This window comes from Stenotrophomonas sp. CASM106 (genome assembly GCF_049384825.1).
In the GTDB taxonomy this organism is placed as follows: Bacteria; Pseudomonadota; Gammaproteobacteria; order Xanthomonadales; family Xanthomonadaceae; genus Stenotrophomonas; species Stenotrophomonas muris.
This window is the reverse complement of sequence record NZ_JBMRFS010000004.1, coordinates 374392-390029: the sequence shown is the minus strand read 5'-3', so window position 1 is coordinate 390029 and position 15638 is coordinate 374392. Positions and strand designations below refer to the sequence as shown.

The 15638-nt window shown below is 67.5% G+C and carries 12 protein-coding genes and 1 pseudogene; 6 read left to right on the top strand and 7 right to left on the bottom strand.

The features are described 5' to 3' along the window. Positions 1–6: 6 nt before the first annotated feature. The 3 genes from VG556_RS12330 to VG556_RS12320 form a co-directional block, all read right to left on the bottom strand. On the bottom strand, positions 7–393 hold the full coding sequence (locus VG556_RS12330) for a VOC family protein (RefSeq protein ID WP_100450716.1): 387 nt from the start codon (positions 391–393) through the stop codon (positions 7–9). A gap of 284 nt (positions 394–677) precedes the next feature. After that, positions 678–1385 (bottom strand): helix-turn-helix transcriptional regulator, encoded by a 708-nt coding sequence (locus tag VG556_RS12325; protein ID WP_014648693.1) that lies wholly within the window; start codon positions 1383–1385, stop codon positions 678–680. Beyond that, positions 1385–2020 carry an NAD-dependent dehydratase gene (locus VG556_RS12320; protein WP_169411315.1) on the bottom strand — a complete coding sequence of 212 codons (636 nt, stop codon included), beginning with the start codon at positions 2018–2020 and terminating at the stop codon, positions 1385–1387. The genes VG556_RS12325 and VG556_RS12320 overlap by 1 nt, the downstream gene beginning before the upstream one ends. Before the next feature lie 106 nt (positions 2021–2126). Here VG556_RS12320 and VG556_RS12315 point away from each other — a divergent pair, with 106 nt between their 5' ends. Next, a complete protein-coding gene (locus VG556_RS12315; RefSeq protein WP_100450718.1) occupies positions 2127–3665 on the top strand; it encodes a GGDEF domain-containing protein in 1539 nt (512 codons plus the stop codon). 426 nt (positions 3666–4091) lie between these two features. Here the strand turns inward: VG556_RS12315 and VG556_RS12310 are convergent, their stop codons facing one another. Continuing rightward, a complete protein-coding gene (locus VG556_RS12310) occupies positions 4092–5018 on the bottom strand; it encodes a DUF808 domain-containing protein (RefSeq protein WP_100450719.1) in 927 nt (308 codons plus the stop codon). 205 nt (positions 5019–5223) lie between these two features. Between VG556_RS12310 and VG556_RS12305 the strand changes: the two are divergent. Together VG556_RS12305 and VG556_RS12300 are read left to right on the top strand one after the other, a co-directional pair. Further along, a pseudogene (locus tag VG556_RS12305) lies at positions 5224–6873 on the top strand (ABC1 kinase family protein); the annotation flags it as partial. 244 nt (positions 6874–7117) lie between these two features. Beyond that, positions 7118–9223 carry a phosphoglycerol transferase I gene (locus tag VG556_RS12300; RefSeq protein ID WP_100450924.1) on the top strand — a complete coding sequence of 702 codons (2106 nt, stop codon included), beginning with the start codon at positions 7118–7120 and terminating at the stop codon, positions 9221–9223. Between the two features lie 517 nt (positions 9224–9740). Here the strand turns inward: VG556_RS12300 and VG556_RS12295 are convergent. Both VG556_RS12295 and VG556_RS12290 read right to left on the bottom strand, forming a co-directional pair. Continuing rightward, positions 9741–12161: a DUF3772 domain-containing protein gene (locus tag VG556_RS12295; protein ID WP_049403795.1), complete on the bottom strand. Its 2421-nt coding sequence runs from the start codon at positions 12159–12161 to the stop codon at positions 9741–9743. Positions 12162–12256: 95 nt separating this feature from the next. Beyond that, complete coding sequence (locus VG556_RS12290; RefSeq protein WP_014648700.1) at positions 12257–12505, bottom strand: hypothetical protein; 249 nt, start codon at positions 12503–12505, stop codon at positions 12257–12259. A gap of 182 nt (positions 12506–12687) precedes the next feature. Between VG556_RS12290 and VG556_RS12285 the strand changes: the two genes are divergently transcribed. From VG556_RS12285 to VG556_RS12275, 3 genes are all read left to right on the top strand, one after another. Further along, positions 12688–13182: a lipocalin family protein gene (locus tag VG556_RS12285; RefSeq protein WP_032958822.1), complete on the top strand. Its 495-nt coding sequence runs from the start codon at positions 12688–12690 to the stop codon at positions 13180–13182. Positions 13183–13195: 13 nt separating this feature from the next. Beyond that, positions 13196–14404, top strand: a complete 1209-nt coding sequence (locus VG556_RS12280; protein WP_032958821.1) for an NAD(P)/FAD-dependent oxidoreductase — start codon at positions 13196–13198, stop codon at positions 14402–14404. 125 nt (positions 14405–14529) lie between these two features. After that, complete coding sequence (locus VG556_RS12275) at positions 14530–15009, top strand: hypothetical protein (protein WP_014038776.1); 480 nt, start codon at positions 14530–14532, stop codon at positions 15007–15009. Positions 15010–15161: 152 nt separating this feature from the next. On the opposite strand, the gene VG556_RS12270 is transcribed toward VG556_RS12275, so the two are convergent. Further along, on the bottom strand, positions 15162–15596 hold the full coding sequence (locus VG556_RS12270; protein ID WP_065178854.1) for a PepSY domain-containing protein: 435 nt from the start codon (positions 15594–15596) through the stop codon (positions 15162–15164). Positions 15597–15638: the final 42 nt, after the last annotated feature.

Here is a 15638-nt window from a genome sequence, read left to right as displayed (position 1 = left end):
GGGCGATCAATCGCGCGCGACCATGCCTTCGGCGCGGCTGTACACACGCAGCCGGTGGCCATCAGGGTCGGCACCGACGAAGGTGTGGCCGAACTCCAGCGTCACCGGCGACTGCAGGATCTGCACGCCGAGCCCACGCCACGCATCGTGCATCTGCTGCACGGCCTCGGGGTTTGCGACCACCATCGCCAGTTCGGCGGCGCCAGCCTGCGCAGACACCGGCGGTTGCACGCCGTCACGTTGCCACAGGCCGAGTGCGGCGCCATCGCCGAGCAGGAACAGGGCGAAGCCAGGCGACTGCTCGACCGGCGGTTTGCCGAGGATGCCGCTGTAGAAGGTGGCGCTGGTGGCGACGTCGCGCACGTACTGCAGCAGGGTGCTGGGCGTGAACATGGGGAAGCTCCGTTGTTGGGAGCGATCATGGTGGTACGAGCCTGCTGACAGATTCTGTCAGTAGCGGCGAGCGTGCTCTACTGCTGTCGCTCCTGCCCTGGTAGAGGCCGAGCCTGCTCGACTGCCGTTGCCACTGCCCTGGTAGAGGTCGAGCTTGCTCGACTGCTGTTCGCGAAGATCAAAGGCGGTCGAGCAAGCTCGCCCCCTACCAGGAGCAAAGTGCGAAGGCCGCCCTCCCCCAGAGGCAGGAAGCAGAACGCAGCAGCAGTCGAGCGGACCCGACGCTACGAACGGTCCAGCCAGTCCGGCGCGATGCCCTGCGCCTTCTGCCAGCGCCGCAGCAGCGTGGCGCGTGGTACGAGGTAGTGCTCCTCCAGCACGCGCACCTGGCGGATGCGATCCAGGCGGAAATGGCGAAAATCCTCGCGGCGCTCACACCACGCCGCCAGCATCGGCACCTCATCGAAGTAGCCCAGCGCGAACGGCCAGACGATGCGCTCGCTGCGCTGGCCGTGCGCGTCCTCGTAGCCGAACTTCAGGCGCTGCTGTGAACCGACAGCCTCTCGCACGGCCTGCAGACGAGCAGGGGGAACCTTGGCCGCCGCACGCGAAGGGCCCACCCGCAGGCCACTGTCACGCAGGGCCTCGCGCCGCGCTGCGGGCAACACATGGGCGATGCGCGCCAGGGCATCGCGTGCGGCTTCGGCCAACGCGGGTTCGGTACGGGCCGCAACCCAGCGCAGGCCCAGCACCAGTGCGTCGATCTCGGCCGGTGGCAGGGTCATCGGCGGCAGGGTATCGCTCGGCGTCAGCTGGTAGCCGACGCCGGCCTCGCCGCGCAGGTCGGCGCCCTGCTCGCGCAGGGTTTCGATATCGCGGTACAGCGTGCGCAGGCTGACTCCCAGCGCGTCGGCCAGCACCTGGCCGGCCACCGGCCGCCGATGGCGGCGCAGCAGCTGTTGGAGCTGGGTCAGGCGCAGCGCACGCGACATCAGCCGGCCAGTGCGCTCGATGCCACCACGTGCTCACCCGGTTGCGGGGCCAGCGCGGCCTCGACCAGCGCCTTGGCGATCTCGCTCGCCGGGTTGATCCGCCACGCCCGTGGCAGTGCCGGCCCCAGCACGCCCAGCACCTTCAGCGCGAGACGCTCACCGCGCCGCACCTCGTTGCGCTCGCCACCGATCAACCCTGGGCGGACCAGGGTCAACGAGGTGAAGCCCAGCGCGCGCAGATCGCGCTCCAATTCACCCTTCACCCGGCTGTAGAAGATCGACGACCGCGGATCGGCACCGGCTGCGGAATTCAGCACATAGGTCTGCGCACCCTGCGCCTGCGCCAGACGGGCGAACGCCAGCGGGTAATCATGGTCGATGCGATGGAAGGCCTCGCGGCTGCCAGCCTGGGCAATGGTGCTGCCGAGCGCGCAGATGACCGCGTCCACGCCCGCCCACCCGGCTGCGGCAGGCAGCGCATCGAAGGCCAGTACCGGGTTCTCCAGCTTCCCGTGGGCTGCGCCCAACGGGCGACGGGTCGGGGCGATCACGGCGCTGCAGCGCGGGTCGTCAAGCAGCCGGGGCAGGGTCAGCCCACCGACCAGGCCGGTCGCCCCCAGCAACATCACGCGCATCACCACCTCCACTGCGGCATCCTGTCGCCCATCCTAGCCGTTCAAGCCGTCGGCGGCCGCGCCGATATGCTGGAACCAGTCCCTGCCAGCCCCCAGGATTCGCTCCATGACGGACCAGCCCGACCACCACCCTGCCCCCGGTACCGCCCTTGGGCCGCCGGCACGCGTGCGCGCGGTGGTGGACGATGGGCTGGGCGACCGCGTGGTGCTGCAGGGCGGCGGTGGCGTGGCGCTGCAGCAGCTGTTCGCCGGTGCCGACGCGCCGGAACCGCTGCTGGCCGCGTTCGCCAACGGCATGGCCACCCTGCCCGGCGAGCTGGGCGACATGGGCGACCGCCTGCAGTCGGCGCAGGCCAGTGCCGATTGGCCGCGCTACGGGCGCGCGATGCGCCAGTTGATCGACAAATACATCCGCACCATCGAACAGCATTCGCCGGATGGGCAACCCGAAAGCCTGCGCCTGTCCGAGCAGCTGCGGCTGCTGCTGGGCGGCGCGGTGGTGGCGCTGCTGCAGCACGACCCGGACCTGCGCGAACAGGCGCAGGCACTGGCCATGCACCTGCGCCAGTGGCAGCCAGGCACGGCGCTGGAACCGATCGAGCAGGGCGTGCGCGAACTTGGCCACCAGGTCGGCGTGCGTGCCGAGAGCTGGCAGGAGCAGCAGGCACTGCTGCTGGAGCTGTTCGCGCTGCTGCTGGAGAACGTGAGCGAGCTGCTGGATGACCGCAGCTGGCTGCAGGGCCAGATCGCCGCGGTACGCCAGCTGCTGGACGGGCCGTTGGAAGCTGAGGCGGTCGAGCGCACCCGCGCCGAACTGCGCGAAGTGATCTACAAGCAGGGCCTGCTGCGCCAGGGCATCGACGATTCGAAGGCGGCGATGCGCGGGCTGATGGGCGAGTTCATCGAGCGCATGGATGGCATGGCCACCAGCACCGGCGAGTACCACGATCGCATCGGCAGCTACGCACTGCAGCTGCGCGAGGCGCGCAGCATCGCCGACCTCAACCAGCTGCTGCAGGACGTGATGCGCGACACCGGCAAGGTGCAGCAGCAGGCCGCGCAGGCGCGCGATCACCTGGCCAACGCACGGCAGGAAGTGGAGCGTGCCGAGCAGCGCATCGCCGAGCTGGAGCAGGAACTGCGCGCGGCCGGTGACCTGGCACGCATCGATCCACTGACCCAGGCGCTGAACCGCCGCGGCCTGGACGAACTGCTGCAACGCGAGCTGGCCCGTGCCGCACGCAACAACTCGCCGCTGGGCGTGGCGGTGATCGATCTGGATGATTTCCACCAGACCAACGATGCACATGGTCATGCCGGTGGCGATGCACTGCTGCAGCACCTGGTGGCCGTCTGCAAGCTGCTGCTGCGCGCCACCGATGGCATCGCGCGGCTGGGCGGCGACGAGTTCGTACTGGTGCTGCCGGAAACCCAGGGCGCCGACAGCATGGCCACGGTGCAGCGCCTTCAGCGTTCACTGGCGCATCGCGTGCTGACCGTGCAGGACCGGCGCGTACCGGTGCATTTCAGTGCCGGGCTGGCGCAATGGCAACCCGGCGACGACACCGAGGCCCTGCTGCGCCGTGCGGATGACGCGTTGTATGCGGCCAAGCGACAGGGCAAGAACCGCGTGCAGGCAGGCTGACCGTCCGGACCGCAGCAAACTACGTTGGTAGGTGCCAACCTTGGTTGGCACACGCAGAAACAAAGCGCCGACCAAGGTCGGCCTCTACCCGGCGACCCGCCGGCGATGATCCCGACCACCCTGAACCGCTTTGGTAGGTGCCAACCTTGGTTGGCACACGCAGGAAACAAAGCGCCGACCAAGGTCGGCCTCTACCCGGCGACCCGCCGGCGATGATCCCGACCACCCTGAACCGCTTTGGTAGGTGCCAACCTTGGTTGGCACACGCAGAAACAAAGCGCCGACCAAGGTCGGCCTCTACCGGGGAACCCGCCGGCGACGATGCCGACCACCTTGAACCGCTTTGGTAGGTGCCAACCTTGGTTGGCACGCGTGGGAAACAAAGCGCCGACCAAGGTCGGCCTCTACCGGGGAACCTGCCGGCGACTACTTGCCGCGCAGCTTCTGGAACCCGGTCACCGCCGCCAGCACGATGGCGCCGGCGATGATGCCCACCACCATGTTGCCCGCCGCGCTGACCAGCCAGCCCCACTGGCCCTCGCCGCCCAGCGCCTGTACTGCGTGGTGCAGCGCCGGCACGTTGTGCACCAGGATGCCGCCGCCGACCAGGAACATGGCAATGGTGCCGGCCACCGAAAGGAACTTCATCAGCCACGGTGCCGACGCGACCAGGCCGCGACCGAAGGCGGCAACAGCCCCACCCTTGCGCGACAGGTACAGGCCCACGTCATCCAGCTTGACGATGCCCGCCACCAGCCCATAGACGAAGACCGTCATCGCCAGTGCAACCACGGCCAGCGTGACCAGCTGGTTGGTGAACGATGCGGTGGCGACCACGCCCAGGGTCAGTACGATGATCTCGGCCGAAAGGATGAAGTCGGTGCGGATCGCACCCTTCACCTTGTCCTTCTCCCACGCGACCATGTCCACCTGCGCGTCGGCCAGCGCCTTGCGGCGTTCGGTCTGGCGCTCGGCATCGTCGTCGGCCGAATGCAGGAAGCGGTGCGCCAGCTTCTCCACGCCCTCGAAGCACAGGAAGGCACCACCGATCATCATCAGCGGCACGATCAGGGGCACGTTCCAGCCGCGGCTGTGCAGCCAGGTTTCCAGCGCACTGATCGCCAGGGCCGCCGGCACCAGGATCACCTTGTTGACCAGCGAGCCCTTGGCCACCGCCCACACCACCGGCAGTTCGCGGTTGGCGTTGACCCCGGTGACCTGCTGCGCGTTCAGCGCCAGATCGTCACCGAGCACGCCGGCGGTCTTCTTCGCGGCGACCTTGGTCAGCACCGAGACATCGTCGAGCAGGGTGGCGATATCGTCGAGCAGGGCGAACAGGCTGGCACCGGCCATGGGGCGTCCAAGAAAGGGAATAGGCGGATTCTGACCGATCCGGTGTGGACTGCGGAAGACACCGGGTTCACCGCATGCCCACCGCCCCCCGGCGACACTGCGGAATCCGGACATTGCCGGCCCGCAGCCGGCGCTACCTGTCTTCGTCGCATGGGAGTCCCGCTTGAGCAATCCGTCCGCCGCCAATGGCAATCCCCCGCTGGTCAAAGGCATGAGCCGGCGCAGCCAGATCCTGCGCCTGCTGATGCGCTACCGCCATTCGGGCGTGTTCTCGGGCATGAACCTGGATGCGGCAAGCAACCAGGCCGACGTGCCCGCCGACGGCAATCCGGAACAGTTCGTCAGCGACCTGGAAGCGTTGGGGCCGACCTTCGTCAAGCTGGGCCAGATGCTGTCCACGCGGCCGGACATGGTGCCGGTGGAGTTCGCCACGGCGCTGGAGCGCATGCAGGAGAAGGTGGCGCCGATCCCGGTCGAGCGCATCCACGCGATCATCGAGCAGGAACTGGGCGTAGGGGTGAACAAGCTGTTTGCCTCGTTCGATCCCGAGCCGTTGGGCTGTGCTTCGATCGCGCAGGTACATCGCGCGGTGCTGCACGATGGCCGCCAGGTGGCGGTGAAAGTGCAGAAGCCCGAAGTGGCCGCACAGCTGCGCTCGGACCTGGAGGCACTGCGCAGCTTCGCGCTGGCCGCCGACCACCTGACCCAGGTGGGTCGCCGCGTGCGGTTGCGCGACTGGCTCAACGAGTTCGCCAAGACCCTGATGCAGGAGCTGGACTACCACGCCGAGGCCGAGAACCTGGCGCGCTTCGGACGGCACCTCCGGCCGTTCCGCCGGCTGTGGGTGCCGCAACCGATCTGGGACTACAGCAGCCAGCGCGTGCTGACGATGGAGCTTGCCACCGGCGTGCGCGTGGATGCGATCTCCGGCGTACGCCGCACCGAGCAGGACATGGACCCGTTGGCGGCGGCGCTGATCCGCGGCTACCTGGACCAGATCTTCGTGCATGGCGAGATCCATGCAGACCCGCACCCGGGCAACCTGCGGGTGATGCCCGACGGCCGGCTGGCGATCTTCGACCTGGGCATGGTCGCGCACATGCCGCCGCGCCTGCGCGAGCGTCTGCTGAAGATCCTGTTCGCGGCGGTCGACGGCCGTGGCGAGGAAGTGGCCGATGACCTGATCAGTATCAGCACGCGGCTGGAGGCCTTCGATGAAGAGCGCTACCTGCGCGAAACCGGTCAGCTGATCGCGCGCTATGCGGCCAGTGGCAGCTTCTCCGAAGGCCGCGTGGTGCTGGACATGGTGCGCATCGCCACCGCCTGCGGCCTGCGCACGCCGCCGGAACTGAGCCTGCTCGGCAAGGCCCTGCTCAACCTGGAAACCGTGTGCCGGCTGCTGGCGCCAGAGCTGGACACGCGCCGCATCGTCGAGCGCCAGCTGCAGCACGTGATGCGTGCGCGCCTGAAGAAGTCGCTGTCTGCAGCCAACATCGCCAGCGAGGCGATGGAGCTGCAGCAGCTGCTGCGTGATGGGCCGCGCAAGCTGTCGGACATCATGGCGCTGCTGGCCGAGAACCGCCTGCAGATGAAGGTCACCGGCCTGGAAGAATCGCGGCTGATGGAGAACCTGCAGAAGATCGCCAACCGCGTGGCGGCCGGCATCATCAGCGCCGCATTGATCATGGCCGCCGCGATGATGATGAGGATCGACACCGGCTGGCACCTGTTCGGTTACCCGCTCATCGCCCTGATCCTGTTGTTCATCGGCGTGGTGCTCGGCCTGGGCATCGTAACCAGTGCATTGCTGTTCGACCGTCGTGCGCGGGCACGCGAAGAACGCGGGCATCGCTAGCGCATCTACGAAAACGCCCGTATTCATGCAGTTTTTAATGCAATCCAGCTGCCCCTTTCACGCTCGTTTTACCTTCTGAGCGCGATTACGCGCGCGTCATTTCAACAAACATTTCAGTCAGGTTCGTGCATGCACTATCGGGTCATCGGCCTGTCACATGCATGTGCTTGCGGCAGCGCCGGTCGGATGGACACGCGTCGGTACGACGTCCATCACCACCACCCCGTCACTGCCGAAGCTGCCTATGCTCTGGATACTGCTGCTGTCGTTGTTGCTGTTGTGCTGGTTGTTCCTCGCGTCCGACAAGTGGGTGTGGTGGAAGGCCGGCGCGTTCTCGCTGCTGCTGCTCATGCTCAGCGCGTGGTGGCTGATCGACAAGCTGTCCGGTGATGGGCTCAATGCCGCCACCCTGTACCACCTCGGCGCCGACATGGAAGGTGCCGGTGTCTCCGACTTCAAGGGCTACATCGCCGGCTTCGTCGTGTTGGCGCTGGTCTCGCTGCTGCCACTGTTCGCCACACGGGTGAAGCGCTGGCGCCGGCCCGGCCACGGTGGCGCGTTGTTCGCCGGTTTCGCGGCCGTGTGGGTGGCCACGATCATGATCAGCCCGCTGGCCCGTGACGGCCAGCGCCTGTACCAGCAGCTGCGCCCGGTCGACTTCGCCCGCATCGCCCCTGAGTACCAGGTGCCGACGCAGCCGCTGCAGCGCCCGCGCAACATCGTCTGGATCTACGGCGAAAGCCTGGAACGCACCTATCTGGACGAGGCCGTGTTTCCCGGCCTGATGCCCAACCTCAACCGCTTGGCGTCCGAGTCGCTGGACGTGCGTGGGCTGGCCTCGGCCGAAGGCAGCGGCTGGACCATCGCCGGCCTGGTGTCGTCGATGTGCGGCGTGCCGCTGACCACCTCGCAGGGCGATGAAAACAGCATGGACCGCATGGGCAGCTTCCTGCCCAAGGCGGTCTGCCTGGGCGACTACCTGAAGCAGCAGGGCTACACCAACCACTATCTGGGGGGTGCCAACGGCCAGTTCGCCGGCAAGGGCCAGTTCCTGGCCAGCCACGGCTTTGATGAAGTGCATGACCTCGCTTGGTTCAAGCAGCAGAAGAAGATCGGCCGCATCCACTACTCGGCCTGGGGCGTGCACGACGACGTGCTGCTGGATACCGCCTACCAGCGCTTCGAACAGCTCTCGCGCGCCGGTTCACCGTTCATGCTGACCACGTTGACCATGGACACCCACCACCCGGCGGGCCACCTGCCGGTATCGTGCAAGGGCGAGCGCTACCAGAGCCAGTACGGCAACATCAACATGCTCAACGCGCTCAAGTGCAGCGACCGGCTGATCTCGCAGCTTGTGCAGCGCATCCAGGCCAGCCCGTACGGCAAGGACACGCTGATCGTGATCGCCTCCGACCACCTGGCGATGCCCAACGATCTGACCCACATCCTGACCCGGCAGAAGCGCGAGAACCTGCTGCTGTTCCTGGGCGATGGCATTGCCCCGCAGCAGCTCAGCGCCGACGCCGGCACCACCCTGGATTCGGGTGCGACCCTGCTCAGCCTGCTGGACCCGAACCTGAAGACGATGGGCTTTGGCCGCTCGCTGATCGACAGCCAACGCGCACCCAGCGCCAGCGTGGCGGCCCGGCGCGATGGTGGCCGCGACTACCCGCAGTACCTGGCCTTCGCCCGCTCACTGTGGCTGGGCGAACCGACCCGCGAACTGAAGATCGATGGCGATGACCAGGTGGTGGTCGGCCTGCAGCACGTGCAGCCACCGGTGCTGCTGGAGTACGGCAAGGACTGGGGGCTGAAGTCGGTCTACCTGGAGAACACCTCGCGCCAGTTCGATGACGCGGATCCGGACAACACGCTGGCCTATGTTGATCGCTGCACCGCATTCGAGGACGGTTCGGCCGACGGCGACTGGTGTGCGCTGCTCGTCAACCGCGACAACGGCATCAAGCTGTACCGCGACAATGACCTGCGCGGCGGCATCGCGGTCGATGCACCGCTGGACGCATTCCAGGGCCCGCGCCCGAGCGTGCGCCAGGCGCACATGATCACCCAGAAGGGCCGCCGCACCCGTGCCGGCCAGTACATGCTGCAGCTGGTGGCGAGCACGCGCCCGGATCGCGGTTTCTGGATCGAGGCGGTGTCCTCGCAGCGCAAGGTGGTGCTGGCCCAGCAGTGGGTGCAGCCCGATGCCGACGGCAAGATCAACGTGTCGTTCGGGCTGGACCACGAAGTGGATGATCTGGAGATCCGCGCGTGGTTGAACCATGCCGAGAAGCTGGCGGTGGATACGTTCGCACTGGTGCCCTCGCGCAGCCGACCACGGGGATAGGGTTCTTTGCAGGGCTGCGCCCTGCACCCGTGGTAGTGCCGGCCGCTGGCCGGCAACCTCAGAAGCAACGGCAACAGCGTGCAATCCGTAGTTTGGCGGGGCGGTGTCGACCTTGGTCGACACACTCTGTCAGATATCGAAAATCAAGATGGGGTCAGATCCGTTTTCCTCCGGAAAACGGATCTGACCCCAAGAGCATTTCCGACAGATTGCGGGAAACTGTCGAAGCCGGGGTGGGTCCGGTCGCGGGAGTGTCCGCGGCATGGATGCCGCGGCCAAGCCCCCATGGGTGAGGGCGCTTTGCTTGCGAAGCACTGCTTCGCAAGCGCCCGAACGCACAGCCGCCAGCGGCTGGGCCGGCCTGGGGGTTTACGGCGTCTCCCGCAACCGGTCCCACCCCGCCATCCCGCAGGAAATCAGCTGTTGCTGTTGCTGTTGCTGTTGCTGTTGCTGTTGAAGTTGCCGGCCAGCGGCCGGCACTACCGCGGGTGCAGGGCGCAGCCCTGCAAAACAACCCCTACTCCTGCGGGTCGCGGATGATGTGGATGTCGGTCGGGGTCGACAGCGGAATGTTCCGCTCGGCCAGGATCTGCAGCAGGCTGAAGTACAGATCGCTGCGGGTTGCATACACCTGCCGCGGGCTGGCCACGTACGCGAAACTGTTGATGGTGATCTGGCCACCGGCAATGCTGTCGATGTAGACCGTCGGCGCCGGCTGCTTCAGCACGTTGGTGTGCGCGGTGTACGCATCCAGCAGCGCCTGCCGCAGGTTGCCGACATCAGTGCTGGGCGGCACCGCGAACTGGATCTGGATGCGGCCCTGGTTGTTGCCCATCGTCATGTTGCGCACGGTCTTGGTGACCAGCTCGGAGTTGGGCACGATCAGCGTCGACTTGTCGCCCACCTGGATCTCGGTCGATCGCAGGCTGATGCGGCGGATGTCGCCCTCCTGGTCACCCAGCTTCACCCAGTCGCCGATCTTCACCGGGCGCTCGGCCAGCAGGATCAGGCCGGAGACGAAGTTCTGGGTGATCACCTGCAGGCCGAAGCCAATACCCACCGACAGTGCGCTGACCAGCAGGGCCAGCTTGCTCAGCTGCAGCCCCATCGCCGACAGCGCCCAGATCACCGCGATGATGATGCCCACGTAACGGGCAACGGTGCTCACAGAATTGCGCGCGCCCAGGTCCAGCTCGGTCTTGGGCAGGTAGGTGTCGGTCAGCCAGCGCTGCACCAGCTGGGTGATCGCCAGGCCGGCCAGCAGCGCCAGTACCGCCAACACGATCCCCGCCGGTGCCAGCTTGGTGCCACCGATATCGAATCCGGTCGTGAACAGTGAAGTGAAGCGCTCCACCACCGCGCCGATGTTGCCGAACGGTGCCACCAGCGCCAGCAGCGCGATCAGTACGACGATGGTACGCAGCGCTGCCGACAGCAGCACGCCCGCCTGTTCCAGCCGCGATACGCTCAGGCCGGTGCTGAGCAGGATGGTCTGGCCGACCTTGCTGTCGGCGTTGAGCATCCACGTGCTCAGGTCATCGACGAACTTGAACAGCAACGTCGCGGCCAACACCACGATGCTGCCGCCGATCAATTGCTGGTTCACGAACTTGGCGAAATTCAGGTAGCCCAGCAATGTGGCAATGATGGCGGCCACCACCGCGATGTTACCCGCTACCCGGGCCAGTACCAGCCAGCTGCTGCGGCGCACCGGCGTGGCTGCACCCACGCCATCGGCCTGCGCTTCCAGCTTGGCCTCGGCCTCGGCGGTCTGCCGGCGATGCAGGCGCGCCAGGGTCACCAGCATGGCCATGATCAGGCCGAGGTAAGTCAGCGCAATCAGTCCGTCCAGCGCCACCGTGGTGACGTCGCTGGTGCGCGTGGCCTGGTCCAGGGCCACCAGCACCGTGCTCAGCCAGGCCAGCGCCGCCGCGCCCCAGGCGTATTTGCGCAGCTTCAGCGCGGCGGTGTCGTCCAGGTTCAACAGCCGCCATGACGGGCGCTTGGGCACCAGCAGGCAGGCGCTGAGTGCGGCGATGAAGGCCGCGCGGAACGTTGCGGTCTCCAGGCCGTCGGCCACCACCTGCAGGCGCGGCGCGATTCCATCGATGGCATCCAGCGCCGCCATCAGCACCACCACGGCATAGCCGGGCAGCAGCGTACCGACCAGCAGCAGCCACATGGCCAGGCCGGACCGGCGCAGTCGACCATCGGGCGCACGTTCGGACGCAGCAAAACGGCGCCCCAGCTTGCGCAGCCACAGCCGCAGTGGGAACATCATCACCAGCGCGGCCAGCAGGCCCAGCAACGGCGTGCCCCAGCCATGGGCGCGGATACCGGCGACCAGCGCATCGCGGCCCTGCCCGGCCAATGGCGCAACCCGCGCGATATCGATCGGCAGACGTTCGGCCACCTTGCTCCACAGCGCGGGCGACAACGGCGAGGCCACCTTCTGGCCCAGTTCTTCCGTGCGTTGCGCGGCTCGCTGCTGCTCGATGTCCGCCGCCAGCTGCTGCGCACGCACGGCACTGGCCTTGGCCTGCACCACCGAAGCGGCCAGGCCGTCACGCTGTTTGGTGAGGGTGCGCCGTTGCGCCGCCAGCTCCGGCGGCTCAGCGGCCCCTTCTGCCGGCGTTCCCAGCTGCGCCAGCTGTTCGTTGAGTCGGTCCAGCTGCGGCTGCAGCGCCTTTTCCAGCGCCTCGGCATCGCGCCGTACCTGCGAGGCATTCTCGGACAGCATCGCCAGCGTCTCGGTGGCTTCTGCATCGCCACGCTTGCGCTCCACATCCTTCAGGCTGGAATCGATATCCGCCAGCTGCTGCTTCGGCGTGGGGTCCTCATCCTGCGCCAGCACCGGCGCGGACAGCAGGAAGGCGGTACACAGCAGCAGGACCCACCAGGGCCCCCGTGCACGGATCGATCGCAGGAAAGAAGACACGCAGCCACACCGGTTCGCGCGGACCACCGCGCCTGCGCGCGACTATACGGCAGAGCCGGTCAAGGCCGGATGGGCGGCCCCGCCAGCGTCGCGCATCAGTACTTCAGGCGAAGCTCTTCCACCGTCGGCTGCTGCAGCGCATACCAGTCCTGGAACTCTTCCTCGGTGATCTCATCGGGCGCGTACACCGCCACCGGGTGCCAGTCGTGGTCGGTCGGCAGCGGCTGGCGCGGGCCGGCGCGCAGGCTGTAACTCACACCTTCGTAGTCGACCAGTTCGTCGACCTGCGGCCACTGTTCGCGCGCGAACGCAGATTCACTCTTCAACAGGATCACCTGGTACATCGGCACCTCCACCTCGGTTGGATCAGGAAAACACGGCGCTGGCGGCAGGATACCCCCAGGCCGGTGACAACGGGCGCTCCGCCGGGGCGATGGAACGTTCTGGACACGGCCATCGCCCCGGCTTCACCCGCCCATGGCAAGGCCATCGGCATCGTGGAGGCCCACCCCTGCCACGACCGCCGATGACCGAGCACCCGCCGCTGAAAACCGTCGCCGACCTCAAGCTGCCGCGGTACCTAGGCACCTGGTACGAGATCGCACGCCTGCCGATGCGCCACGAGCCGGAAGGCTGCACCGACGTATCGGCGCACTACACCCTGCTCGACAACGGCAACGTCGGCGTCACCAACCGCTGCCGCATGGACGGCGAGATCGAAGAGGCCACCGGCGAGGCCTGCGCTGTCGACAACGACAGCGCGCGGCTGGAGGTCAGCTTCCTGCCCAAGGGCCTGCGCTGGCTGCCGTTCGCCAAGGGCGACTACTGGGTGATCCAGATCGCCCCGGACTACAGCGTGTCGCTGGTCGGCAGCCCGGATCGCAAGTACCTGTGGCTGCTGGCGCGCGAGCCGCGCCTGGACGCGACCGTGCAGGACCATTATCTGGCGGCGGCCCGCCTGCAGGGCTTCGATCTGTCCGAACTGATCCAGACGCCACATACCGGCAAACCCACAGCCTGAGCCCCACGCACGCATGGACCTGAAAAGCGGTTACCCGTGGTGGGCCGTACGCAACGGACTGATCCAGGCGTTCCCCCCGCTGGAGAAGGATCTGCGCTGCGATGTGCTGGTGGTCGGTGGCGGCATCACCGGCGCGCTGATTGCCGACGAGCTGTCCCACCATGGCCATGACGTGGCCGTGATCGAGCAGCGTGACATCGGCTGGGGCAGCACGGCGGCCAGCACCGCGCTGCTGCAGTACGAGATCGATACCCATCTGCTCGAACTGGCCGAACGCTACGGGCAAGACGCCGCAGCACGGGCGTACCGGGCCTGCGCGGAGGCAATCCCGGCACTGGGCGAAGTGGCACGCGGGTTGAAGGACGTGGATTTCCAGCGCATGGACAGCCTGTACCTGGCCAGCCGCCATCGCGACGTGCCGCGCCTGATGGCCGAAGGTGAGGCGCGGCGCAGCATCGGCCTGGATGCCCGCTGGCTGGACCGCGAAGCGCTTCGCGAGCGTTTCGACGTGGATGCCGGCGGCGCCCTGCTGACCCGCCAGGCGGCGCGGGTCGATCCCTACTGTCTCACCTACGGCCTGCTCAAACGAGTGCGCCGCCGCGGCGGCCATGTGCACGACCGCACCGTGCTGCACACGCTCAAGCCTGGCGCGCAGGGCGTCACCGCGATGACCGAGGCCGGCGCCTCGGTCCGTGCCCGCCACGTGGTCCTGGCCATGGGCTATGCCAACCAGACGTGGCTGGAACAGCGGGTTGCGCGCAACCGCAGCAGCTATGCCTTCATCACCGATCCCATCGAAGCGGACGTGCTCGGCAGGCTGCGCAACACGATGGTGTGGGAAAGCGCCCGCCCGTACCTGTACCTGCGCGCCACCGGCGACCGCCGCCTGCTGGTGGGTGGGCTGGACGACGCCATCGATATCCCCGCCCGGCGCGACCGGCGCGTTGATGGCAAGGCCGGCAAGCTGATGAAGCAGCTGCGGCACTGGTTCCCACGGCTGGATCCGATACCCGCCTTTTCCTGGGCCGGCACCTTCGCCGAAACCGCCGACGGCCTGCCCTTCTTCGGCCCGCACGCGCAGTGGGGACCGCGGGTCCATTTCGCCATGGCCTACGGCGGCAACGGCATCACTTATTCGATGATCGGCGCCCAGCTGCTGCGGGCCCGGATCGAGCGGCGCAAGCATGCGCTGGAAAGGCTGTTCGGGTTCGGGCGGTTGTGACCTGCAGCCGGCCGCGGCCGGCTCTACCCCAATCCGGCGCCGACAGGCATCATTCAAGCAACCCCTGCTAGCGTCGGCCTGTACCGCCGCGAGTTGCGCGGCCACCTGTCCGCTGGAGCGCCGTCATGATCCGCCCCCTGACCCTGCTGCTGTGCCTGGCCCTGCCGGGAACCGTGCTGGCCCAGTCCGCCGCTGGCGCCACTGCGCCGCAGGCTGCCGGCCTGGACTTGACGCTGCCGCAGGCGCCGATGCGCTACCTCAACGACCCGGCCCTGCAGCAGGACCCGCCCGGCACCTATTACGGTGACAAGAGCGGCCCGCGCGTGCACGACGATGCGAAGATCGCCGACGTGACCGACGACAAGGTCAAGGTGTCCGGCAGCTTCACCACCGGCATCGGCTATTCGAAGAACGGCGGCAACAGCCACTACAACGCGGCCACGCTGAACCTGAGCAAGAACTACACCACCGATGAAGGCAAGACCCACGGGGTCAACCTCAACATCCACGTGAGTGAGGGCAAGGGCCCGGGCTTCTTCGGCCCGTATGGCGGCTACTACGGCCGCGGGCCGGGCTGGGATTACCCGCCGCCGTACGGCTGGTAAGCCCCGCGCCAGGCCTGGGCCGACCAAGGTCGGCCACTACCGCTGCGTACACTTGGTAGGTGTCGACCTTGCATGTGCCGGTGGGTGTCGACCTTGGTCGACACGCTCTGCATTCCGTGCCGGCCAGCGGCCGGCACCTACCCGCACACGCATCAATCCAGCCAGCCATCGCGCTCGCTGTGCAGGATGCGGCCGTCATAGCCGCTCAGGCGCACCTCTACCTTCTGGTTGCGGGCATTGCGGGCTTCCAGCGACCAGGTCGCACCATCGCGTTCCAGCGAATGGATCTCGCGCAGGCCATGCGACTGCGCCCGTGCCAGCACCTGCTCGGTAGTCAGCAGCGCGCGGCCGCTGTGCTCATCGAAGATCTCGCCGGTCTTCGGGTCCACGTAGACCTCGCTGAAGCGGCCATCGGCGCGGCTCACGTCAGCCTCCCACAGGCCATCATCGCGTTCGATCTCGTGGATCTGGGTGTAGCCGGCCTTGCGCAGGGTCTGTTCAACCTGGGCCATGCCCAGCGGCGCGGCCTGTACGGCCGGCGCGACGGCAAGCAGGGCAACAGTGGCGAGGGTGAGCGACTTCAACATGGGGGTTCTCCTGTTCGTTGCCGGACCATCCCGGCAACGCCA

Coding starts and splice junctions, on each gene's coding strand:
- VG556_RS12290 (WP_014648700.1), bottom strand. CDS start 12,505: ATGTACCAGGTGATCCTGTTGAAGAGTGAATCTGCGTTCGCGCGCGAA.
- VG556_RS12300 (WP_100450924.1), top strand. CDS start 7,118: ATGCTCTGGATACTGCTGCTGTCGTTGTTGCTGTTGTGCTGGTTGTTC.
- VG556_RS12270 (WP_065178854.1), bottom strand. CDS start 15,596: ATGTTGAAGTCGCTCACCCTCGCCACTGTTGCCCTGCTTGCCGTCGCG.
- VG556_RS12280 (WP_032958821.1), top strand. CDS start 13,196: ATGGACCTGAAAAGCGGTTACCCGTGGTGGGCCGTACGCAACGGACTG.
- VG556_RS12315 (WP_100450718.1), top strand. CDS start 2,127: ATGACGGACCAGCCCGACCACCACCCTGCCCCCGGTACCGCCCTTGGG.
- VG556_RS12285 (WP_032958822.1), top strand. CDS start 12,688: ATGACCGAGCACCCGCCGCTGAAAACCGTCGCCGACCTCAAGCTGCCG.
- VG556_RS12325 (WP_014648693.1), bottom strand. CDS start 1,385: ATGTCGCGTGCGCTGCGCCTGACCCAGCTCCAACAGCTGCTGCGCCGC.
- VG556_RS12310 (WP_100450719.1), bottom strand. CDS start 5,018: ATGGCCGGTGCCAGCCTGTTCGCCCTGCTCGACGATATCGCCACCCTG.
- VG556_RS12275 (WP_014038776.1), top strand. CDS start 14,530: ATGATCCGCCCCCTGACCCTGCTGCTGTGCCTGGCCCTGCCGGGAACC.
- VG556_RS12330 (WP_100450716.1), bottom strand. CDS start 393: ATGTTCACGCCCAGCACCCTGCTGCAGTACGTGCGCGACGTCGCCACC.
- VG556_RS12320 (WP_169411315.1), bottom strand. CDS start 2,020: ATGCGCGTGATGTTGCTGGGGGCGACCGGCCTGGTCGGTGGGCTGACC.